The 20,987-nt window shown below is 42.8% G+C and carries 19 protein-coding genes, 8 tRNA genes, 2 rRNA genes and 2 other annotated features; all 29 genes read left to right on the forward strand.

Translation table 11 applies throughout. The annotated features are described in order from the left end of the window. Positions 1-35: 35 nt before the first annotated feature. The 29 genes from ACJYYY_RS00350 to ACJYYY_RS00490 all read left to right on the forward strand — a co-directional run bounded on the left by ACJYYY_RS00350 (position 36) and on the right by ACJYYY_RS00490 (position 20,945). Positions 36-2,965: ribosomal RNA gene (locus ACJYYY_RS00350) — 23S ribosomal RNA — on the forward strand. Positions 2,966-3,089: 124 nt separating this feature from the next. Continuing rightward, positions 3,090-3,205, forward strand: a 5S ribosomal RNA gene (rrf, locus tag ACJYYY_RS00355). Between the two features lie 3 nt (positions 3,206-3,208). Further along, positions 3,209-3,284: transfer RNA gene (locus ACJYYY_RS00360), tRNA-Val, on the forward strand. A 6-nt stretch (positions 3,285-3,290) separates the two neighbouring features. Beyond that, a tRNA-Thr gene (locus ACJYYY_RS00365) sits at positions 3,291-3,363 on the forward strand. A gap of 56 nt (positions 3,364-3,419) precedes the next feature. Next, a tRNA-Lys gene (locus tag ACJYYY_RS00370) sits at positions 3,420-3,492 on the forward strand. Between the two features lie 4 nt (positions 3,493-3,496). Then, positions 3,497-3,578: transfer RNA gene (locus tag ACJYYY_RS00375), tRNA-Leu, on the forward strand. Between the two features lie 4 nt (positions 3,579-3,582). Then, positions 3,583-3,657 (forward strand) — tRNA-Gly (locus ACJYYY_RS00380). A gap of 29 nt (positions 3,658-3,686) precedes the next feature. Next, positions 3,687-3,775, forward strand: a tRNA-Leu gene (locus ACJYYY_RS00385). 6 nt (positions 3,776-3,781) lie between these two features. Then, a tRNA-Arg gene (locus ACJYYY_RS00390) sits at positions 3,782-3,855 on the forward strand. Positions 3,856-3,864: 9 nt separating this feature from the next. Then, positions 3,865-3,938 (forward strand) — tRNA-Pro (locus ACJYYY_RS00395). Positions 3,939-4,094: 156 nt separating this feature from the next. Further along, positions 4,095-4,553 (forward strand): CtsR family transcriptional regulator, encoded by a 459-nt coding sequence (locus ACJYYY_RS00400; RefSeq protein ID WP_035315696.1) that lies wholly within the window; start codon positions 4,095-4,097, stop codon positions 4,551-4,553. A 26-nt stretch (positions 4,554-4,579) separates the two neighbouring features. Continuing rightward, positions 4,580-7,054 carry an ATP-dependent Clp protease ATP-binding subunit gene (locus ACJYYY_RS00405; RefSeq protein WP_408868983.1) on the forward strand — a complete coding sequence of 825 codons (2,475 nt, stop codon included), beginning with the start codon at positions 4,580-4,582 and terminating at the stop codon, positions 7,052-7,054. A 169-nt stretch (positions 7,055-7,223) separates the two neighbouring features. Then, positions 7,224-8,606: a DNA repair protein RadA gene (gene radA, locus ACJYYY_RS00410; protein WP_035313895.1), complete on the forward strand. Its 1,383-nt coding sequence runs from the start codon at positions 7,224-7,226 to the stop codon at positions 8,604-8,606. A gap of 16 nt (positions 8,607-8,622) precedes the next feature. Further along, positions 8,623-9,705 (forward strand): PIN/TRAM domain-containing protein, encoded by a 1,083-nt coding sequence (locus ACJYYY_RS00415; protein ID WP_035313893.1) that lies wholly within the window; start codon positions 8,623-8,625, stop codon positions 9,703-9,705. Positions 9,706-10,019: 314 nt separating this feature from the next. After that, complete coding sequence (gltX, locus tag ACJYYY_RS00420) at positions 10,020-11,489, forward strand: glutamate--tRNA ligase (protein WP_035313891.1); 1,470 nt, start codon at positions 10,020-10,022, stop codon at positions 11,487-11,489. Between the two features lie 49 nt (positions 11,490-11,538). Further along, positions 11,539-11,747: a binding site (T-box leader), on the forward strand. Between the two features lie 85 nt (positions 11,748-11,832). Beyond that, on the forward strand, positions 11,833-12,468 hold the full coding sequence (gene epsC, locus ACJYYY_RS00425; RefSeq protein ID WP_035313890.1) for a serine O-acetyltransferase EpsC: 636 nt from the start codon (positions 11,833-11,835) through the stop codon (positions 12,466-12,468). Between the two features lies 1 nt (position 12,469). Continuing rightward, entirely contained in the window at positions 12,470-13,888 is a 1,419-nt protein-coding gene (gene cysS / locus ACJYYY_RS00430) for a cysteine--tRNA ligase (protein WP_035313888.1), read from the forward strand. A gap of 2 nt (positions 13,889-13,890) precedes the next feature. Beyond that, the gene (locus tag ACJYYY_RS00435; RefSeq protein ID WP_408868984.1) at positions 13,891-14,295 is read left to right on the forward strand and encodes a Mini-ribonuclease 3; all 405 of its coding nucleotides are present in this window, start codon (positions 13,891-13,893) and stop codon (positions 14,293-14,295) included. A 1-nt stretch (position 14,296) separates the two neighbouring features. Beyond that, entirely contained in the window at positions 14,297-15,040 is a 744-nt protein-coding gene (rlmB, locus tag ACJYYY_RS00440) for a 23S rRNA (guanosine(2251)-2'-O)-methyltransferase RlmB (protein WP_035313886.1), read from the forward strand. Between the two features lie 19 nt (positions 15,041-15,059). After that, positions 15,060-15,563 carry an NYN domain-containing protein gene (locus ACJYYY_RS00445; protein WP_232217908.1) on the forward strand — a complete coding sequence of 168 codons (504 nt, stop codon included), beginning with the start codon at positions 15,060-15,062 and terminating at the stop codon, positions 15,561-15,563. Between the two features lie 66 nt (positions 15,564-15,629). Further along, positions 15,630-16,235 carry a sigma-70 family RNA polymerase sigma factor gene (locus ACJYYY_RS00450; protein ID WP_035313905.1) on the forward strand — a complete coding sequence of 202 codons (606 nt, stop codon included), beginning with the start codon at positions 15,630-15,632 and terminating at the stop codon, positions 16,233-16,235. A 105-nt stretch (positions 16,236-16,340) separates the two neighbouring features. Beyond that, the gene (gene rpmG / locus ACJYYY_RS00455) at positions 16,341-16,490 is read left to right on the forward strand and encodes a 50S ribosomal protein L33 (RefSeq protein WP_408868985.1); all 150 of its coding nucleotides are present in this window, start codon (positions 16,341-16,343) and stop codon (positions 16,488-16,490) included. 32 nt (positions 16,491-16,522) lie between these two features. Beyond that, entirely contained in the window at positions 16,523-16,702 is a 180-nt protein-coding gene (gene secE / locus ACJYYY_RS00460; protein ID WP_035313883.1) for a preprotein translocase subunit SecE, read from the forward strand. Between the two features lie 146 nt (positions 16,703-16,848). Continuing rightward, positions 16,849-17,382: a transcription termination/antitermination protein NusG gene (nusG, locus tag ACJYYY_RS00465; protein WP_035313903.1), complete on the forward strand. Its 534-nt coding sequence runs from the start codon at positions 16,849-16,851 to the stop codon at positions 17,380-17,382. A gap of 415 nt (positions 17,383-17,797) precedes the next feature. Then, positions 17,798-18,223: a 50S ribosomal protein L11 gene (rplK, locus tag ACJYYY_RS00470; RefSeq protein WP_035313882.1), complete on the forward strand. Its 426-nt coding sequence runs from the start codon at positions 17,798-17,800 to the stop codon at positions 18,221-18,223. A gap of 111 nt (positions 18,224-18,334) precedes the next feature. After that, on the forward strand, positions 18,335-19,027 hold the full coding sequence (gene rplA / locus ACJYYY_RS00475) for a 50S ribosomal protein L1 (RefSeq protein ID WP_035313881.1): 693 nt from the start codon (positions 18,335-18,337) through the stop codon (positions 19,025-19,027). Between the two features lie 46 nt (positions 19,028-19,073). Continuing rightward, positions 19,074-19,208: a sequence feature (ribosomal protein L10 leader region), on the forward strand. A 37-nt stretch (positions 19,209-19,245) separates the two neighbouring features. Next, complete coding sequence (gene rplJ / locus ACJYYY_RS00480) at positions 19,246-19,749, forward strand: 50S ribosomal protein L10 (RefSeq protein WP_035313880.1); 504 nt, start codon at positions 19,246-19,248, stop codon at positions 19,747-19,749. 30 nt (positions 19,750-19,779) lie between these two features. Beyond that, a complete protein-coding gene (gene rplL / locus ACJYYY_RS00485; protein ID WP_035313879.1) occupies positions 19,780-20,145 on the forward strand; it encodes a 50S ribosomal protein L7/L12 in 366 nt (121 codons plus the stop codon). Between the two features lie 197 nt (positions 20,146-20,342). Then, on the forward strand, positions 20,343-20,945 hold the full coding sequence (locus ACJYYY_RS00490; protein ID WP_035313878.1) for a class I SAM-dependent methyltransferase: 603 nt from the start codon (positions 20,343-20,345) through the stop codon (positions 20,943-20,945). Positions 20,946-20,987: the final 42 nt, after the last annotated feature.

The raw sequence follows: 20,987 nt of genomic DNA on the forward strand, positions 1-20,987 counted from the left end.
GTTAGTAGTTGTTTAACAACGAACACAAATCTGAAGGTTAAGTTAGAAAGGGCGCACGGTGAATGCCTTGGCACTAGGAGCCGATGAAGGACGGGACTAACACCGATATGCTTTGGGGAGCTGTACGTAAGCTTTGATCCAGAGATTTCCGAATGGGGAAACCTACTATGCTTGATCGCATAGTGTCTACAACTGAATACATAGGTTGTTTGACGGCAGACGCAGGGAACTGAAACATCTTATTACCTGCAGGAAGAGAAAGAAAAATCGATTTCCTGAGTAGCGGCGAGCGAAACGGAAACAGCCCAAACCAAAGAGCTTGCTCTTTGGGGTTGTAGGACATTCTACACGGAGTTACAAAGGAAGCGTTTAGTTGAGTAACCTGGAAAGGTTAACCAAAGAGGGTAACAGTCCCGTAAACGAAAAGCGCTTCTCTCCAGAATGTATCCTGAGTACGGCGGAACACGAGAAATTCCGTCGGAATCCACGGGGACCATCCCGTAAGGCTAAATACTCCCTAGTGACCGATAGTGTACCAGTACCGTGAGGGAAAGGTGAAAAGAACCCCGGAAGGGGAGTGAAATAGTTCCTGAAACCGTGTGCCTACAAGTAGTTAAAGCCCGTTAATGGGTGATAGCGTGCCTTTTGTAGAATGAACCGGCGAGTTACGTTTACTAGCAAGGTTAAGTCGAGAAGACGGAGCCGCAGCGAAAGCGAGTCTGAATAGGGCGAATTAGTTAGTAGGCGTAGACCCGAAACCAGGTGATCTACCCATGTCCAGGATGAAGGTAAGGTAAAACTTACTGGAGGTCCGAACCCACGTAAGTTGAAAATTGCGGGGATGAGGTGTGGGTAGCGGAGAAATTCCAATCGAACCTGGAGATAGCTGGTTCTCTCCGAAATAGCTTTAGGGCTAGCCTCGAGGTAGAGAGTCGTGGAGGTAGAGCACTGTTTGAACTAGGGGCCCATCTAGGGTTACTGAATTCAGATAAACTCCGAATGCCATCGACTTATACTCGGGAGTCAGACAGTGAGTGATAAGATCCATTGTCGAGAGGGAAACAGCCCAGACCACCAGTTAAGGTCCCTAAATATACGTTAAGTGGAAAAGGATGTAGTATTGCTTAGACAACTAGGATGTTGGCTCAGAAGCAGCCACCATTTAAAGAGTGCGTAATAGCTCACTAGTCGAGTGACACCGCGCCGAAAATGTACCGGGGCTAAACGTATTACCGAAACTGTGGATGAACATCTATGATGTTCGTGGTAGGAGAGCGTTCTAAAGACAGCGAAGTCAGACCGTGAGGACTGGTGGAGTGTTTAGAAGTGAGAATGCCGGTATGAGTAGCGAAAGACGGGTGAGAATCCCGTCCACCGAATATCTAAGGTTTCCTGGGGAAGGCTCGTCCGCCCAGGGTTAGTCGGGACCTAAGCTGAGGCCGATAGGCGTAGGCGATGGACAACAGATTGATATTTCTGTACCAGTCATTAATGTTTGAGCGATGGGGGGACGCAGTAGGATACGAACGCATGCTGATGGATATGCATGTACAAGCAATTAGGCAGGAAAGTAGGCAAATCCGCTTTCCGCGTAAGCTGAGTTGTGATGTGGTGGCACCTAGTGCCGTAGGTTCTGATTCCACACTGCCAAGAAAAGCCTCTAGTTAGTTAATGACTGCCCGTACCGCAATCCGACACAGGTAGATGAGGAGAGAATCCTAAGGTGAGCGAGAGAACTCTTGTTAAGGAACTCGGCAAAATGACCCCGTAACTTCGGGAGAAGGGGTGCTCTATTAAGGTGAAAGCCTGAGAGAGCCGCAGTGAATAGGCCCAAGCGACTGTTTACCAAAAACACAGGTCTATGCAAAATCGTAAGATGAAGTATATGGGCTGACACCTGCCCGGTGCTGGAAGGTTAAGAGGAGTGCTTAGCGCAAGCGAAGGTGCGAATTGAAGCCCCAGTAAACGGCGGCCGTAACTATAACGGTCCTAAGGTAGCGAAATTCCTTGTCGGGTAAGTTCCGACCCGCACGAAAGGTGTAACGATTTGGGCACTGTCTCAACAAGAGACTCGGTGAAATTATAGTACCTGTGAAGATGCAGGTTACCCGCGACAGGACGGAAAGACCCCGTGGAGCTTTACTGCAATCTGATATTGAATGTTTGTGTCACTTGTACAGGATAGGTAGGAGCCTTGGACTCCGGAGCGCTAGCTTCGGATGAGGCGTTGGTGGGATACTACCCTTGTGACATGACCATTCTAACCCGCACCCCTTATCGGGGTGGGAGACAGTGTCAGATGGGCAGTTTGACTGGGGCGGTCGCCTCCTAAAGAGTAACGGAGGCGCCCAAAGGTTCCCTCAGAATGGTTGGAAATCATTCGCAGAGTGTAAAGGCACAAGGGAGCTTGACTGTGAGACCTACAAGTCGAACAGGGACGAAAGTCGGGCTTAGTGATCCGGTGGTTCCGCATGGAAGGGCCATCGCTCAACGGATAAAAGCTACCCCGGGGATAACAGGCTTATCTCCCCCAAGAGTCCACATCGACGGGGAGGTTTGGCACCTCGATGTCGGCTCATCGCATCCTGGGGCTGTAGTCGGTCCCAAGGGTTGGGCTGTTCGCCCATTAAAGCGGTACGCGAGCTGGGTTCAGAACGTCGTGAGACAGTTCGGTCCCTATCCGTCGCGGGCGCAGGAAATTTGAGAGGAGCTGTCCTTAGTACGAGAGGACCGGGATGGACACACCGCTGGTGTACCAGTTGTTCCGCCAGGAGCATCGCTGGGTAGCTATGTGTGGAAGGGATAAACGCTGAAAGCATCTAAGCGTGAAGCCCCCCTCGAGATGAGATTTCCCATCACTTTATGTGAGTAAGACCCCTGAGAGACGATCAGGTTGATAGGTTCGGAGTGGAAGTGCAGCGATGTACGGAGCGGACGAATACTAATAGGTCGAGGACTTAACCTTATTAAGTTTTAAAAGCGAAAATGACGATGGGTTGTTACCTTTCGAAAAAACATCAATTAGTATTCAGTTTTGAGAGTGCAAACTTTCATTGATAATTTCATAATTATCCAGACATATTTATCTGTTTGGTGACGATAGCAAAGAGGATACACCTGTTCCCATCCCGAACACAGTAGTTAAGCTCTTTAGCGCCGATGGTAGTTGGGGGTTTCCCCCTGTGAGAGTAGGACGTTGCCAAGCAATGGGGGTTTAGCTCAGCTGGGAGAGCATCTGCCTTACAAGCAGAGGGTCGGCGGTTCGAGCCCGTCAACCCCCACCATTTTTTGCCGACTTAGCTCAGCTGGTAGAGCAACTGATTTGTAATCAGTAGGTCGCGGATTCGACTTCTGCAGTCGGCATACATCTTTTATAAAGATGGCAGACAATATAATACCAAATCTTGTTTTTAAAACAAGAGCCGTTAGCTCAGTTGGTAGAGCATCTGACTTTTAATCAGAGGGTCGCTGGTTCGAGCCCAGCACGGCTCATATAGCGGATGTGGCGGAATTGGCAGACGCACCAGATTTAGGATCTGGCGCCGCAAGGCGTGGGGGTTCAAGTCCCTTCATCCGCATTATGCGAAAGTAGTTCAGTGGTAGAACATCACCTTGCCAAGGTGGGGGTCGCGGGTTCGAATCCCGTCTTTCGCTCCATATTTTATGTTTACTTTTTTATCACCCTTGCCGGGGTGGCGGAACTGGCAGACGCACAGGACTTAAAATCCTGCGGTGAGTGATCACCGTACCGGTTCGATTCCGGTCCTCGGCACCATATATAGCGCCCATAGCTCAACTGGATAGAGTACTTGACTACGAATCAAGCGGTTAGAGGTTCGACTCCTCTTGGGCGCATTTATATTACGGGAAGTAGCTCAGCTTGGTAGAGCACTTGGTTTGGGACCAAGGGGTCGCAGGTTCGAATCCTGTCTTCCCGATAAAAAACAAAAAGATAATTCCTTTTAGGAGTTATCTTTTTTTTGCCTATCATTCATTAAGTTGATATGGTTGCACTCATAATTACGATTCAGTATAATAGGTAATAAGTCAGATTAGGTCAATTATATCTAGGAGTCATAAGGAGGTTAAGACGGATGAGTAATATGTCGGACGTAATCGAAGCCTACATTAAACGTTATCTTGAAGCAGAAGAAGAAATCGAACTAAAACGCAATGAAATGGCCGTTCATTTTCAATGTGTCCCTTCACAAATCAATTACGTTATTAATACGCGTTTCACTACAGAACGAGGCTATACCGTCGAAAGTAAGCGTGGCGGTGGCGGTTACATCCGCATTTTGAAAGTGCGTTTGAACACGCATAGTCAATTGGTGGATATGTTACTAGCGTTAATTGAGGATAAGGAAATCACCGAAAATATCGCAACCGATATTACCTGCCGTTTATGTCAAGAAGAGGTTGTGACTGAAGCAGAAGCCAAGCTAATGATGGTCACGCTTAGTCAAAATTTCCACGAAGATAAAATGCAAAATAATGCTGTACGAAAACATTATATGCAGGTGTTTTTGGAACATTTAAAATACAGAACATAATATAACTTTTAAGGGAGTGAGTGCAGATGTTTGGAAGATTTACACAAAAAGCACAGAAAGTCATCGCGTTATCACAAGAAGAAGCAATTCGTTTACGCCATACTAACTTAGGAACAGAACATATTTTACTTGGTCTTATTCGCGAAGGCGAAGGAATCGCGGCGCAAGCCTTAAAAGAACTCGGGTTAGATACTGAAAAAATCGAAGCTGCTGTAGCAGAATTAATGGTTGAAGGTACTGAGGATGTACAGATTATTCGCTATACACCACGTGCTAAAAAGGTGATTGAATTATCGATTGATGAGGCGCGTAAACTTGGTCATACGTATGTTGGAACAGAACATATATTGCTCGGTCTTATTCGCGAAGGTGAAGGGATTGCCGCGCGGATATTCAGTAATTTAGATGTCAGCCTCAATAAAGCAAGACAGCAAGTCTTACAGTTGTTAGGGATTCGCACGCAACCTAATCAACAAAATCGTGCAGCAACGCAAGGCACACCAACCTTAGACTCGTTGGCCCGTGATTTAACACAAACGGCGCGTGAAGATAAGTTGGATCCTGTGATTGGCCGTGCGAAGGAAATCCAACGGGTCATCGAAGTATTGAGCCGTCGTACAAAAAACAACCCCGTTTTGATTGGCGAACCAGGTGTTGGTAAAACCGCTGTAGCTGAAGGACTTGCTCTGCAAATTATTAATAACGAGGTGCCGGAAACACTCCGAGGTAAACGCGTTATGACCCTTGATATGGGAACGGTTGTGGCAGGTACAAAGTATCGTGGTGAATTTGAAGACCGCTTAAAAAAAGTTATGGAAGAAATTCGTCAAGCAGGCAATGTTATCCTCTTTATTGATGAGTTACATACGTTAATAGGTGCAGGTGGTGCCGAAGGTGCAATCGATGCCTCAAACATTTTAAAACCATCATTGGCCCGAGGCGAATTACAATGTATCGGTGCAACAACACGCGATGAATATCGTAAATACATTGAAAAAGATGCTGCGCTTGAACGTCGTTTTCAACCGGTACAAGTAGAAGAACCTTCGATTGCAGATGCAATCTTAATATTAAAAGGCTTGCGTGATCGTTACGAAGCGCATCATGGCGTTGCCTTTACAGATGCGGCTTTAGAGGCGGCAGTTGTAATGTCTCAACGTTACATTCAAGATCGTTTTCTACCAGATAAAGCGATTGATTTAATCGATGAAGCTGGTTCAAAAGTACGGTTGAAATCATTCATTACACCGACAAATGTAAAAAAATTAGAAGTCGAGTTGGCACAAATCCGTCAAGAAAAAGATGCGGCTGTTCAAGGTCAAGAATTCGAAAAAGCAGCTGATTTACGTGATAAAGAGAAAAAATGTGCGATTGCTTTGAAAAAAGGTAAGGAAACATGGAACAGTACTAAAATGGCGCAACACCAACAAGTTGATGCAGATGTCATTGCGGAAGTTGTTGCGAGTTGGACAGGTATTCCCGTTGCTAAATTAGCGAAGACTGAATCACAACGGCTGTTAAAACTTGAGAAGATTTTACATGAACGTGTGATTGGTCAAGATCGTGCGGTTCACTCGATTGCTAAAGCTGTTCGTCGTGCGCGTGCTGGACTTAAAGATCCAGCGAGACCGATAGGGTCATTTATTTTCTTAGGTCCTACAGGTGTAGGTAAGACCGAATTAGCCCGTGCTTTAGCTGAAGCAATGTTTGAAGATGAGGATGCAATGATTCGAATCGATATGAGCGAGTACATGGAAAAATTTTCGACAGCGCGCTTAGTCGGAGCACCTCCTGGTTACGTAGGTTATGAAGAAGGTGGTCAATTGACAGATAAGGTGCGTCAAAAACCATATGCTGTCTTACTATTAGATGAAATCGAAAAGGCACACCCCGATGTGTTCAATTTATTGTTACAAGTATTAGATGACGGACGCTTAACCGATTCAAAAGGTCGTGTCGTTGATTTTAGTAATACAATTATTATTATGACCTCTAATATTGGTGCCAATGAAATTAAAACGGATAAAACAGTTGGATTTGGAGCGATTGATCCGCTGAAAGATACAGCTGTGATGGAAAAACGTGTCCTTGAGACATTGAAGAAAGCCTTCCGTCCGGAATTCCTCAACCGAATTGATGAAAACGTCGTGTTTGATTCGTTAGGTGAGAAAGAATTAACTAAAATTGTGAAATTAATGATTGCCCAATTAAGCAAACGCTTATCAAACCAAGACATTCATCTGTCATTAACACCGAAAGCCTTGAAAAAAATCGCAAAAGAAGGCTACGATCCAGAGTATGGTGCCCGCCCGATTCGTCGTGCGATTCAACGCCATGTTGAAGATTTACTCTCTGAAGAAATCTTAAAAGGAACGGTTATTAAAGGTCAAGCAGTGACGATTGACTTGGATAAAGACAGCCAGTTTATGGTTAAAAAACCACGAAAAAAAATGGATAAAAAAGTAAGTGCTAAAAAGCCTATCGCTGTAAAGACTCATTAATAATAGTGGTCAAAAAAAGGGACGTAATGTCCTTTTTTTTTGCGGAAAGATATAGTTTGTGAAGTATGACAGAAGAGATATTCACTCTGCAATAACACCCTTATGTCTGTCGTTTTTTTGGAAATATGTTAAACTTAAGGGAATTAAACTACAGCAAAGAAGGTGTGTTATGGTCAAGAAAAAAACAAGTACAAAGTTTGTCTGTAACGCGTGTGGCTATGAGTCTCCTAAATGGATGGGACGCTGCCCGAATTGTAATGAATGGAATCAAATGGTTGAATTTGTTGAGGCAAAGGTGCAAAAAGGCCGTACAAGTTTTAATCATACTGAGGATAATAATCAACAAGCGCTCCCGTTATCAAAGATTACGAGTGAGACGGAACAACGTATTTTAACAGATATGCCAGAACTCAATCGTGTACTCGGCGGTGGACTCGTTAAAGGCTCGCTTGTGTTAGTCGGTGGTGATCCAGGCATTGGGAAATCAACGCTGTTATTGCAAGTCTCTGCCCAATTAACGAAGGCGAAACGCAAGGGCCTCTATGTGTCTGGTGAAGAGTCAATTAAACAAACGAAATTACGAGCGGAGCGTTTAAACGTCGATGGCGACCTGCTTTATGTGTATGCACAAACCGATTTAGAAGTGATCTCAAAAACGGTACAAACATTATTGCCAGAATTCGTTGTGATTGACTCAATCCAAACGATGTATCATCCTGATATCACGAGTGCTGCTGGTAGCGTCACGCAGGTGCGGGAGTGTACATCAGAGTTGATGCGACTCGCCAAAACGTTGAATATCGCGATTTTTATCGTCGGACACGTGACGAAAGAAGGGACGATTGCAGGTCCGAGAATGTTAGAGCATATGGTCGATACCGTTCTCTACTTTGAAGGTGAGCGTCATCATGCGTACCGTATTTTACGAGCCGTCAAAAACCGTTTTGGTTCGACGAATGAAATGGGTATTTTCGAAATGCGTGATATGGGTCTAATTGAAGTTGAAAATGCCTCAGAAGTTTTTTTGGAAGAACGCTTAGAAGGGGCAGCAGGTTCTGCTGTCGTTACTTCGATGGAAGGAACACGGCCTGTACTCGTTGAAATTCAAGCGCTAGTGTCACCAACTGTTTATGGTAATGCCCGACGCATGGCAACGGGGATGGATTATAACCGCGTATCACTTATTATGGCAGTGCTGGAAAAACGTGAAGGTTTAATGCTGCAAAATCAAGATGCGTATTTAAAGGCAGCTGGTGGTGTTAAACTTGATGAACCGGCCATTGATTTAGCGATTGCTATCAGTATCGCCTCGAGTTATTACGATAAGCCAACCGCTGCGATGGATTGTTTTATTGGTGAGGTGGGTTTAACGGGTGAAATTCGTCGGGTTGCCCGAATTGATCAACGGGTGCAAGAAGCTGCTAAACTCGGCTTTAAGCGGATTATTATTCCGGCGAATAACATCGGCGGTTGGACATTCCCGACCGAAATTCAAGTGATAGGCGTGGCGACATTGCGTGAAGCAATTCAAAAAGCCTTTCCAACTAAATGATAAAGGAGGCAACGAAATGGCTAAAGTATTAATTTATATTTGTTATGCAATTGTCGGAGGCGCCTTTGGTGCCATCGGTTTTCCGTACATTTGGACGGGAATATTCGGAGCAAACGTCTCTCCCTTACTCAATAATTCGATTGTCAATACGCTTATTGGTCTTATTGTTTTTATCCTATTATTTTCATGGGCAATCAAACACATTGAGAACAGCTTGAAAACAGTAGAATCGTTTTTAGCAAAAACCCCTAATACAAGCGTCTTATTTGGGAGTTTAGGTTTAATTGTCGGTTTAATTATTTCATTTCTCTTAAGCTTACCGATTAGTCAAATTGAAATGCCGTTAATTAGTAACGTATTGCCGATTTTATTAGCGATCTTTTTTGGCTATTTAGGTGTACGCATGGGTGTCGCCCGCAAAGAAGAATGGTTGTCGATTTTATCGCTTAATCGAATGGGCAAGAAAAAAGCAGTGGAGACGATTGCTACCGAGCAAAAACGAAATGAGAATCCTAAATTTTTAGATACGAGCGTTGTCATTGATGGTCGTATTGCCGATATTATTCGCACCGGTTTTTTAGAAGGTCCAGTGATGATTCCTTTATTCGTTCTTGAAGAATTACAACATATTGCCGATAGTTCTGATTCGCTTAAACGCACAAAGGGCCGTCGTGGACTGGATATTTTAAATGCCTTACAAAACGAAAAGAAAATAGAAGTGCGGATGTTTGAAGGCGACTACGACGATATTACCGAGGTTGATAGCAAACTCGTGCGTGCTGCAAAAGAATATGGCGGCGTTGTCGTAACGAATGATTATAATTTAAACAAGGTTTGTGAATTTCAAAAGATTCCAGTTTTAAACATTAACGATCTCGCCAATGCAGTTAAACCTGTCGTTTTACCAGGCGAAAAGTTGCATTTACTTGTTGTCAAAGACGGTAAAGAACGCAACCAAGGTATCGGCTACCTAGATGATGGCACGATGATTGTCGTTGAAGAAGGCCGTCGTTTCATCAATCAAACGGTCGATGTTGCGGTGACCAGTGTGCTTCAAACATCGGCAGGCCGAATGATTTTTGCAAAGGTCTATAAATAGGAGACGATAATGTCGCATAATTGTTTGAAAATAGACTTGCAAGAAAGCTCAATTGGTGCGAATATAGTAAGGTACATGATGGGCAAGCCCATTGATTCAGCGAGAGAGGCACTCATGTTTTAATATGATAGCGCAACTGCTGAAATCGAAGAGATGCTACATGCATCGCATATAAACCGTTGCACCAACAGATGGCTCTTTTGTGAATGTTGAACCTGCTCAAATCAGTATAAAGTACGACCGCTTTTACAAATAGCACAAGCCTTAGAGGCGTTGCTGCTAAAATAACCCGTTCCTTAAGGAGGAAATGTCAAGTGAGTAACCGTATCCGTGTGCGTTATGCACCAAGCCCAACCGGACATTTACATATTGGTAATGCCCGTACTGCAATTTTCAACTATCTTTATGCCCGTCATGAAGGTGGCGATTTCATCTTACGCATTGAAGACACTGACTTAAAACGTAATGTTGCTGATGGTGAATCAAGTCAAATCGAATTTTTAAAATGGTTAGGACTTGATTGGTCTGAAGGTGTGAATGAAAATGGTCAACATGGCGAGTTTGGTCCGTATCGTCAATCAGAACGTAACGAGATTTACGCGAAGTTAATTGCTGAATTGTTAGAAAAAGATTTAGCATATAAAGCGTATGATACCGAAGAAGAATTGGCGGCAGAACGCGAAGCGCAGGTTGCGGCTAGTACAATGCCACGTTATTCTGGTCGAGACGCTCATTTAACAGCAGAGCAACGTGCTGCATACGAAGCAAAAGGTTTAAAACCGAGCATTCGTTTCCGCGTACCAAAAGATCGTACATTCGCCTTTGATGACATTGTTAAAGGCCATGTTTCGTTTGAATCAAATGATATTGGTGATTGGGTTATCTGTAAAAAAGATGGTATTCCAACGTATAACTTTGCCGTTGTTGCTGATGACTATTTAATGAAAATCTCACACGTATTACGTGGTGATGATCATATCTCAAATACACCGAAGCAATTAATGATATACGATGCATTTGGTTGGGACGTGCCTGTCTTTGGTCATATGACATTAATCGTTAATGATCAACATAAAAAATTAAGTAAACGTGATGAATCAATCATCCAATTCATCGAGCAATATGCTGAATTAGGTTATTTACCAGCGGCCTTGTTTAACTTTATTACAATGCTCGGCTGGTCACCTGAAGGTGAAGAAGAAATCTTTAGCCAAGAAGAATTCATTAAGATCTTCAATCCAGCCCGCCTATCACATTCACCAGCGGTCTTTGATAAAGCCAAGTTACAATGGATGAACAACCAATACGTTAAGAAAATGACACTGACAGAAGTGGTTGAGCTCGCGTTGCCTTTCTTGCAAAAAGCTGGTCGTTTACCGTTGGAATTAACGGCTGAACAACATGCGTGGGCAACAAATCTAATTTCACTGTACCACCAACAAATGAGCTACGGCGCTGAAATTGTTGAGTTAACAGATATGTTCTTCACTGAGGAATTAACATTCTCTGATGAGGCCCAAGCAGTGTTAGCAGAAGAAACAGTTCCGACTGTTTTGGCAGCCTTTGCTGCTCAACTTGCAAGCTTAACGGATGAAGACTTTATCGCGGCGAATATTAAACCAATGATTAAAGTCGTTCAAAAAGAGACAGGCATTAAAGGTAAAAACCTCTTTATGCCAATCCGTATTGCGACAACGGGTGAAATGCATGGCCCTGAGTTACCACAAGCGATTGAAGTGTTAGGCAAGGAAGTTGTCTTGAAACGTTTAGCTAAATTAAGCTAATACAACTTGCACGATTGCAGATATCTGCGTATAATGAAAAGCAACTATAGATTGATCGTTAATAAGAAGAAGTAGTCAAACCCGTCTGTAACAGAGACAATCAGCTAGGCTGGGACTGATTGATAGACGCTTGATGAAATGCCTCTTAGAGACTCTATTTGAAGTGAGTAGGATAGAGCGTTGACTGTGCGTTAAACAGCTAAGTTGGGAGTGTAGGTTGCTCCAAACAGAGTGGAACCACGCGAAAGCGTCTCTGTCATATAGACAGAGGCGTTTTTTATTTGAATCGGTCAAATGATCATGCTAACAAGTAAACTATAAAGTAGAAGTTGAGGGATAAATTATGTTTCGTCAGATGAAAGAGCAGGTAGATGTCGTGTTGCACAATGATCCAGCTGCCTCGTCACGTCTGGAAGTGATGTTGACGTATGCAGGTGTACATGCCATTTGGAACCATCGTATCGCACACTTTTTATACCGCCATCACTTGAAATTACTTGCACGAATCATTTCACAGATGAGTCGTTTCTTTACGGGGATTGAAATTCATCCGGGTGCAACGATTGGTCGACGGTTGTTTATTGATCATGGCATGGGATTGGTCATCGGTGAAACGTGCCGCATTGGTGATGATGTCACCCTTCATCATGGTGTTACCCTCGGTGGAACAGGACATGACACGGGTTGGCGTCATCCTATTATTAAAGATCGTGCCTTTATTTCGGGCGACGTCCAAATACTAGGCCCCATCGTCATTGGTGAGGATAGCAAGATTGGTGCGGGTGCCGTTGTTATTCAGGATATTCCTGATCAAGCGACGGCTGTCGGTGTCCCAGCCCGCGTTATTCGGATTGGTGATCGACGTGTCGATGTCGCGAATAAGGCAAAACAACTCGAAGAACGCATCGACGCTTTAACGCTAGAATTAGCCAACTTAACAACAGCAGTCAAAAAAATTCGTGAGGGAAAAGAGGATTAAGATGAGCATTCAACTATATAATACGTTAACGAGACAAAAAGAAGTGTTTGAACCGATTGAAAAAGGTGAAGTGAAGATGTATGTCTGTGGCCCCACCGTTTATAACTATATTCATATTGGGAATGCGCGCCCCATCATCGTGTTTGATACCGTGCGTCGTTATTTTGAATACCGTGGTTATCACGTCAAGTTTGTGTCGAACTTTACCGATGTCGATGATAAATTAATCCGTGTAGCCGATGAACTCAAAGTGACAGTGCCCGAAGTGGCTGATCGATTCATTAAAGCTTATGAAGAAGATACCGCTGCTCTCGGTGTTGAACCAGCCGATGTTCATCCGCGTGTCACTGAGAACATGCCGGAAATCATTGCCTTAATCGCAACCTTAATTGACAAAGGCTATGCTTATGAGAGCGAAGGCGACGTCTATTACCGTACACGGAAATTCGAAAATTACGGCGCTTTATCACACCAATCATTGCACGACTTAAAGGTTGGTGCGCGTGTTGAGGAAGACACTGCGAAACAAGAACCGCTTGATTTTGTATTATGGAAGGCTGCTAAGCCAGGTGAAATCAGCTGGGAGAGCGCGTGGGGATTAGGTCGCCCGGGTTGGCATATTGAATGTTCAGCGATGGCCGAAAAATACTTAGGTAAAACAATTGATATTCATGCGGGCGGGCAAGACTTACAGTTCCCTCACCATGAAAATGAGATTGCGCAATCAGAAGCTGCCCATGACCAAACTTTTGCGCGTTATTGGATGCATAACGGGTATATGAATATCGATGATACGAAAATGTCGAAATCGCTCGGTAATTTTATCACTGTTCATGAGATGCTAAAAGAGCATGATCCAGTCGCATTCCGCTTTTTCATGTTAAGTGTGCATTACCGAAACCCCATTAACTACAGTCCGGCGTTGTTAGCTGATGCCCAAAATGGTTTGGAGCGTTTAAGAACAGCTTATTTCAATGTTAAACACCGCTTGTCGGTGGCTGTTGACAATGAACCGAGTGATGCTGATGCATGGTACGAACAATTAAATGAGGTGCAACGCGATTTCGAACGTGAAATGGATGATGACTTTAACACTGCTAATGCGATCACAACGTTGTATGACCTCGCTAAAAAAGCGAATATTTATGTCGCAAAAAACCATGTTGGTTTTGGCATATTGGAAAGTTTCATGCACGCCTTTGAGAAATATTTTGCGATTTTAGGATTAACGTTAGCAACGGCAAAAACGAGTACAGCGGATCAATTGAGTGATGAAGAGATTGAACAATTAATCGAAGAACGTGATTTAGCTCGGAATGAACGTCGCTTTGATCGTTCAGATGAGATTCGTGATTTATTTAAGGGACAACAGATAATTTTAGAGGATACCCCACAGGGAACTCGTTGGAGAAGAGGATAACAATGGCAGATTTAAAACAATTAAACGGCTTGGCACTGGCCTACATGGGCGATGCCATTTTCGAAGTTGCCGTCCGGAATCATTTGCTGCGACAAGGCAAGACGAATCCGAATCGGTTGCACACAACAGCGACCCACTATGTCAGCGCAAAAGCACAGGATCGCATTTTAAAACATTGGCTCGAAACAGAGGCTTTAACAGCCTTTGAAGTAACGATTGTTAATCGCGGCCGCAATGCGAAGTCGAAAACGATTCGTAAAAATACGGACTTAATGACCTACCGTTATTCAACAGCCTTTGAAGCGTTGATAGGCTACTTATACTTAACTGATGAAACAGATCGTTTGAATGAACTGATGAACGCAGCGCTTGCTTTTCATGACGCTGCATTAGAAGGAGGAAAATAACATGGCAGATGATATTATTGCAGGACGTAATCCTGTGCTAGAAGTATTGCGTTCTGATCGCGATATTAATAAAGTATGGTTACAAGAGGGAACAGAAAAAGGGGTCGGCTCACAAATATTAGCGTTGGCTAAAAAACGTGGCGTGCAAGTACAGATGATTCCAAAACAAAAAATGAACTCATTAACAGATCAAGTGCATCAAGGAGTAGCGGCTCAAGTTGCAGCTTACCAATATGCCGAGATGGAAGATTTATTTAAGGCAGCTGCTGATAAAGGTGAGGATCCGTTCTTCTTAATCTTAGATGAACTCGAAGATCCACATAACCTCGGCTCAATCATGCGAACAGCTGATACAGTTGGCGCACACGGAATTATCATCCCCAAACGTCGTGCAGTTGGTTTAACTGCAACGGTCGCTAAGGCTTCAACAGGTGCAATTGAACACGTACCGGTTGTGCGTGTGACAAACATTGCTCGTACGATTGAAGAACTGAAGAAACAAGGTGTTTGGATTTTTGGAACAGATGCTTCGGCGAAAGAAGATTATCGTTCAATGGATCCGACCTTACCGCTTGCGCTTATTATCGGCAGTGAAGGTCGCGGTATTTCACGCTTAGCAGTAGAAAAATGTGATTTTCTTGTGAGTTTACCAATGCGCGGACATGTCACTTCATTAAATGCCTCAGTGGCAGCAAGTATTCTTATGTTTGAAGTATTGCGTAAACGCTCACCATTAGGTAAGTAAGATGAGGACGATTCTGTTTGTGGACGGGTACAATGTGATTGGTCATTGGGCGCATCTTGAACGACTCAAGCGTCAGTCAATCGCACACGCACGTGAACAACTGCTCGAAGAACTGGCAGACTATGCGGCTTATACCGGTTATCAAACGATTGTTGTGTTTGATGCCCAGTTCGTTAAAGGGAAAGAAAGTGAAATGCTTTTTAAAAACATGAAAATTGTTTACACCGAAGAACAGACCATTGCAGATGAGTACATCGAAGCCCATGCCCGTGATTATATTAATGCAGCGACGAATGTGATTGTAGCGACGAGTGACGCGACGGAACAGTGGCAGATTTTTGGCCAAGGCGCCTTGCGTTTATCCGCTCGCGAACTATTAATTGAAATTCGCGATATGGCACGGGAAGTAACAGATGAAATTAAAACGATTCATACACAAACACCAAAATTGATGGCAGCGATTGATCCGAAAACGAAAGAAACGTTAGAGCAATGGCGTCGTGGCCGTTTGCCTAATGATTGACGAGTCCCGGTCGGGATACCTATACTGAAGACAAGCAATCATTCTAAGAGACTCGGGGTGAAACGTATGTCGATAAAGGTTCACAAGTACGATGAAACCACATTGCTGGCTGCGGCCAAAGCGGGTAATATCCAAGCCTTTGATACGCTGTTGGCAAATTATCAACCACAAATTAAGCGCATTATTAGTCACTACTTTTTGAAAACAGGTGATCGCGATGATTTGATGCAAGAAGCATCGATTGGTTTTTTGAAGGCGGTACGTGACTACAATGAAGAAGCAACAGCCTCCTTTGCAACCTTTATGCGTTTATGCATTGAACGTCAAGTGATTACCGCCATCAAAAGTGCCACCCGTAAAAAGCATGAACTGTTAACAAACTCGTTATCGCTCGACATGCCACTGTCTGCCAGTGCTGCAGAAGAGTGGACGCTATTAGATACCATTGCGACATCGAGTGCGCATGAGTTACCTGAGAAGGCGTTGCTTGCACAAGAGCGCGAAGCCGCTTTGCTCAAACATTTAGCAGAGCGGTTAACGACGTTTGAATCGGCAGTGGTGAATGAGTACATCGCTGGCAAAAGCTATGCTGAAATTGCGCAGACATTGGCTAAATCCGAGAAAGCGATTGATAATGCTTTGCAACGGATTCGCAAAAAAGCGATACGATGAAAAAGGCTGTTCGTCAAACAATCGGTTATGCGATGATTTGACAAACAAAAACGGACGTGTTACGATTTTTGATAGATTAAGTATTTTATTAGAGGAGTGTCAAACGTGCAAAAAAAAGCATCCCTAGCGTGTGTAGAGTGCGGTTCTCGTAATTATTCAATTACATTGGGTGCTTCAGCTCGTACTGTTCGCCTAGAAATGAACAAGCATTGTAAATATTGTAAAAAACATACAAAACATCGTGAAACAAAATAATCTTATCAGATAAAGAATTGAGGGAACCAACCATGGCAAGCAAGCAAGGATTTTTTAAAGGTGTCAAAAGTGAATTAGGCAAGGTTGTTTGGCCAACTGGTAAAGAAGTCGTGAACTATACAACAATCGTTGTGTTTACGGTCGTCTTTTTAGCGCTATTCTTCATGCTTAGTGATTGGGGTATCGGTGCTTTAGTTGACCTTATTAATTGATTAACTTTTAATTCAACAGTAATAGTGCTATACTATGTCTACGAGAGAAACCCGCATGTGTAACACGGGTTTTTTATTTTGCTAAAAATAATACGAAATTATGAGGAGGGTTGGGAAAGCGCTCAATGAGTCTTTCCACACATATTATGGATAAAGATTGGTATGTTGTACACACGTATTCAGGTTATGAAAACAAAGTTAAAATCAACTTAGAAAAACGAATTGAATCAATGGGGATGGATGATAAAATCTTCCGCGTGTTAGTACCCGAAGAAGAAGAAACAGAAACTAAAAACGGTAAAACAAAGGTTGTTAAACATAAGGTATTCCCAGGTTATGTCTTGGTTGAGTTAATTATGACAGATGATTCATGGTACGTTGTCCGTAACACACCAGGTGTGACTGGTTTCGTTGGTTCGGCTGGTTCAGGTTCAAAACCATCACCGATGTTAGATGATGAAATCGAACGCGTCTTTAAAAACATGGGTGTTGAAGAACATGCCGTTGAATTGGATTACGTGTTAGGCGATACAGTAATGGTGAAAGAAGGACCATTTGCTGAATTTGCTGGTAAAATCACTGAAATTGATGAATCAAAAGGTAAGGCCCGCGTTATTGTTGACATGTTTGGCCGTGAAACACCAGTAGAAGTTGATTTCAACCAAGTAGAAAAAATCTAATAGTAAAAGTGAACACAACCGTTTAGAACTGAAGAAATTGGAACGCTCGAAGTTGCGGTTATATAGCATCGGGTAGAGAGCGTGAAATTTCCAAAGTTCTGGTTGGGGTAACTGGATAAGTAAAAGTGAACACAACCGTTTAGAACTGAAGAAATTGGAACGCTCGAACGCGCTGTTTGCTTACCATCAAAAAAGATCGCCTGCGGGTGATTTTTTTTTTTTTGCATCGACACCTTTGATAAGCGCTGTTAAGCACCCAATTAAAAACGACGGAAAACATTCCAGTTGACGAAATCTTTTCGAGATGTTAAGATTCTTAAGTACGTGTTCAAACGTATCAGCCAAGAGCAAAGATGAGTGGGAGGGTGTAAAGCACCCAATTTAACCACATCACTGACTTAAGGAGGTGTGTCTCATGGCTAAGAAAGTAACTAAAGTAGTAAAATTACAAATCCCCGCAGGTAAAGCAAACCCTGCACCGCCGGTAGGTCCTGCATTAGGTCAAGCAGGTGTTAACATCATGGGCTTCTGTAAAGAGTTTAACGCTCGTACACAAGATCAAGCAGGTTTGATCATCCCAGTTGTTATTTCTGTATATGAAGATCGTTCATTTACATTCATAACAAAAACACCACCAGCAGCAGTTTTACTTAAAAAAGCTGCAGGCGTTGAAAAAGGTTCTGGTGAACCAAACACAAACAAAGTTGCAACTGTTAAACGCGATCAAGTTCGTGAAATCGCTGAAACAAAAATGCCTGACTTAAATGCTGGTAGCGTAGAAGCTGCTATGTTAATGGTCGAAGGTACTGCTCGTTCAATGGGAATCACAATCGAAGATTAATCTTCGGTTGCCTATAAACGGCATGTTTTGTTTTAAAAGGTTGTGCTTTGGTACGACCTTAAAGGTGGGAGGAAATTCCGCTAATACCACATTTGAGGAGGAGAATAAAAAATGGTTAAGAAAAGTAAAAAATATATCGAAGCTGCTAAAAAAATTGATGCAGAAAAAGCTTACGCTGGTTCTGAAGCAATCGAATTAGTACAAGCAATCGACTTTGTTAATTTTGATGCTACAATCGAAGTATCATATCGCTTAGGAGTAGATCCTAAACAAGCGGATCAACAAATTCGTGGTGCTGTTGTATTACCAAACGGTACTGGTAAAACACAACGTGTTTTAGTATTAGCAAAAGGTGCTAAAGCTGCTGAAGCTGAAGCAGCTGGCGCTGACTACGTAGGTGAAGCTGAATACCTTGAAAAAATCCAAGGTGGCTGGTTCGACTTCGACGTTATCGTTGCAACACCAGACATGATGGGTCAAATTGGTCGTTTAGGTCGTGTGTTAGGACCTAAAGGTTTAATGCCTAACCCTAAAACTGGAACAGTTACTATGGACGTTACGAAAGCAGTTAACGACATTAAAGCTGGTAAAGTTGAATACCGTGTTGATAAAGTAGGTAACCTACAATTCATCATCGGTAAAAAATCTTTCGGTACTGAAAAATTAATGGAAAACTTCAAAGCAGTTCACGAAGTTGTTCTTAAAGCTAAACCATCATCAGCTAAAGGTGTTTACATTAAAAACTTAGCAGTTGCTTCAACAATGGGACCTGGTCTTAAAGTTGAACCTTCAACTCTTGGTTAATAGTTGACAACATCTCGATGTTCTGATATCATTTAGAACATTGGTGATAATTAAATATCTCTTACCGTAGACAGTAGGGAACGTTCGCGTTTTAAAAACCTACCGAGGATTTTTTGACTACTGATTTATCAGTAAAACCTCTGACGCTATCTACGGTGTGCAGAGGTTTTTTATTACTTATAAAAAAGTGTCACTAATTATAAGAGGAGGTGTAAATTTTGAGTCAAGCTGCTATTGAAGTCAAAAAAGGTTTGGTTTCTGAAATCCAAACAAAATTAGAAAATAGTGTTTCAACTATCGTTGTCGACTATCGTGGTCTTACAGTTGAGCAAGTTACAGAATTACGTAAACAATTACGTGAAGCTGGTGTTGAACTTAAAGTGTTGAAAAACGGTTTAGTTCGTCGTGCTGCTACTGCTGCAAACTACGAAGGTTTAAATGAAGCTTTAACAGGTCCTAACGCAATCGCATTCAGTAATGATGACGTTGTTGCCCCTGCTAAAATCATTTACGATTTTGCGAAAGCAAATGAAGCATTAGAAATTAAAGCGGGCGTTATCGAAGGTAACGTAGTTGGCGTTGAAGAAATCAACACAATTGCATCATTACCATCACGCGAAGGTTTACTTTCAATGTTAGTATCAGTTTTACAAGCACCTATGCGTAACTTCGCAATGCTTACTAAAGCTGTTGCAGAACAAAAAGAGCAAGAAGAAGCATAAAAACTATATAAAAAATGGAGGAATTATATCATGGCCTTAAATATTGAAGATATCATCGCATCTGTAAAAGAAGCGACTGTTGTAGAATTAAACGACTTAGTAAAAGCAATCGAAGAAGAATTTGGTGTTACTGCTGCTGCTCCTGTAGCTGCTGCTGCTGGTGGCGCTGCTGCCGCTGAAGAAAAAACTGAGTTTGATGTTGAATTAACATCTGCTGGTTCTTCTAAAGTTAAAGTAATCAAAGTTGTACGTACTGTTACTGGCTTAGGTCTTAAAGAAGCTAAAGAAATGGTAGATAACGCTCCTAAAGTAATTAAAGAAGGCGCAGCTAAAGCTGAAGCAGAAGAAATTCTTGCTCAACTTGAAGAAGCTGGCGCAAGCGCAGTTATTAAATAATAACTGTTTCAACGTAGCGTAAATAAGAGAACTGTTTGTTTAAGTTGTAACTGACGAATCTTCTGAGACGTTAGATATGTTGTTGAGTCATGCATCAGCTCAGGCTGTTGTATGCTTAACATAAGCTTAATGCAAACAGCTCTTTTTTTCTTTATTTACATGAATACAATTCCTTAATAAAGAAAAGGAGGGATAAAATGGAACGTCACTATTATACGAAGAACACTGATTTAGAGCATCATCGCCAACAATGGGAATTCCCGTTGCGCGGCACAACTTTTCAATTCATCAGCGATGCCGGCGTCTTTTCCAAAAACAGCATCGATTTCGGTTCGCGTGTGTTAATTGACGCGTTTGGGTTCCCACCAATGGCTGGCGATTTGTTAGACGTTGGATGTGGTTATGGCCCAATCGGGATAGCGTTAGCCAATGAAGATACGTCACGCACGGTACATATGATTGATGTGAATGATCGGGCGTTGGAATTAGCGACCGAAAATGCACAACTTAATACGGTAACTAATGTAGTGGTCTATGAAAGTGCTGCTTATGCGAATGTCGTTAAAACAGATTTTGCTGCGATTTTAACGAATCCGCCAATTCGTGCGGGTAAACAAGTCGTGCATGAGATTTTAGAACAGGCGATTGATCATTTGCGAGTGGGTGGTAGTCTTTGGGTTGTTATCCAGAAAAAACAAGGGGCACCATCTGCCTTTGATAAAATGACAGCAGTGTTCGGCAACTGCGAAATTGTTGTGAAAGAAAAAGGGTACTGGATTCTCCGTAGCGAAAAGTCTTGACTTTAACTCGTGATTGTTGTATGATATTATAATGCCAATATA

It is taken from the genome of Brochothrix campestris (assembly GCF_046058945.1).
Taxonomy (GTDB): domain Bacteria; phylum Bacillota; class Bacilli; order Lactobacillales; family Listeriaceae; genus Brochothrix; species Brochothrix campestris.

What these genes read in the sequence shown, in the direction of transcription:
- ACJYYY_RS00400 (WP_035315696.1), top strand. Translation starts at nt 4,095, where the DNA reads ATGAGTAATATGTCGGACGTAATCGAAGCCTACATTAAACGTTATCTT.
- ACJYYY_RS00405 (WP_408868983.1), top strand. Translation starts at nt 4,580, where the DNA reads ATGTTTGGAAGATTTACACAAAAAGCACAGAAAGTCATCGCGTTATCA.
- radA (WP_035313895.1), top strand. Translation starts at nt 7,224, where the DNA reads ATGGTCAAGAAAAAAACAAGTACAAAGTTTGTCTGTAACGCGTGTGGC.
- ACJYYY_RS00415 (WP_035313893.1), top strand. Translation starts at nt 8,623, where the DNA reads ATGGCTAAAGTATTAATTTATATTTGTTATGCAATTGTCGGAGGCGCC.
- epsC (WP_035313890.1), top strand. Translation starts at nt 11,833, where the DNA reads ATGTTTCGTCAGATGAAAGAGCAGGTAGATGTCGTGTTGCACAATGAT.
- cysS (WP_035313888.1), top strand. Translation starts at nt 12,470, where the DNA reads ATGAGCATTCAACTATATAATACGTTAACGAGACAAAAAGAAGTGTTT.
- ACJYYY_RS00435 (WP_408868984.1), top strand. Translation starts at nt 13,891, where the DNA reads ATGGCAGATTTAAAACAATTAAACGGCTTGGCACTGGCCTACATGGGC.
- rlmB (WP_035313886.1), top strand. Translation starts at nt 14,297, where the DNA reads ATGGCAGATGATATTATTGCAGGACGTAATCCTGTGCTAGAAGTATTG.
- ACJYYY_RS00450 (WP_035313905.1), top strand. Translation starts at nt 15,630, where the DNA reads ATGTCGATAAAGGTTCACAAGTACGATGAAACCACATTGCTGGCTGCG.
- secE (WP_035313883.1), top strand. Translation starts at nt 16,523, where the DNA reads ATGGCAAGCAAGCAAGGATTTTTTAAAGGTGTCAAAAGTGAATTAGGC.
- nusG (WP_035313903.1), top strand. Translation starts at nt 16,849, where the DNA reads ATGGATAAAGATTGGTATGTTGTACACACGTATTCAGGTTATGAAAAC.
- rplK (WP_035313882.1), top strand. Translation starts at nt 17,798, where the DNA reads ATGGCTAAGAAAGTAACTAAAGTAGTAAAATTACAAATCCCCGCAGGT.
- rplA (WP_035313881.1), top strand. Translation starts at nt 18,335, where the DNA reads ATGGTTAAGAAAAGTAAAAAATATATCGAAGCTGCTAAAAAAATTGAT.
- rplL (WP_035313879.1), top strand. Translation starts at nt 19,780, where the DNA reads ATGGCCTTAAATATTGAAGATATCATCGCATCTGTAAAAGAAGCGACT.
- ACJYYY_RS00490 (WP_035313878.1), top strand. Translation starts at nt 20,343, where the DNA reads ATGGAACGTCACTATTATACGAAGAACACTGATTTAGAGCATCATCGC.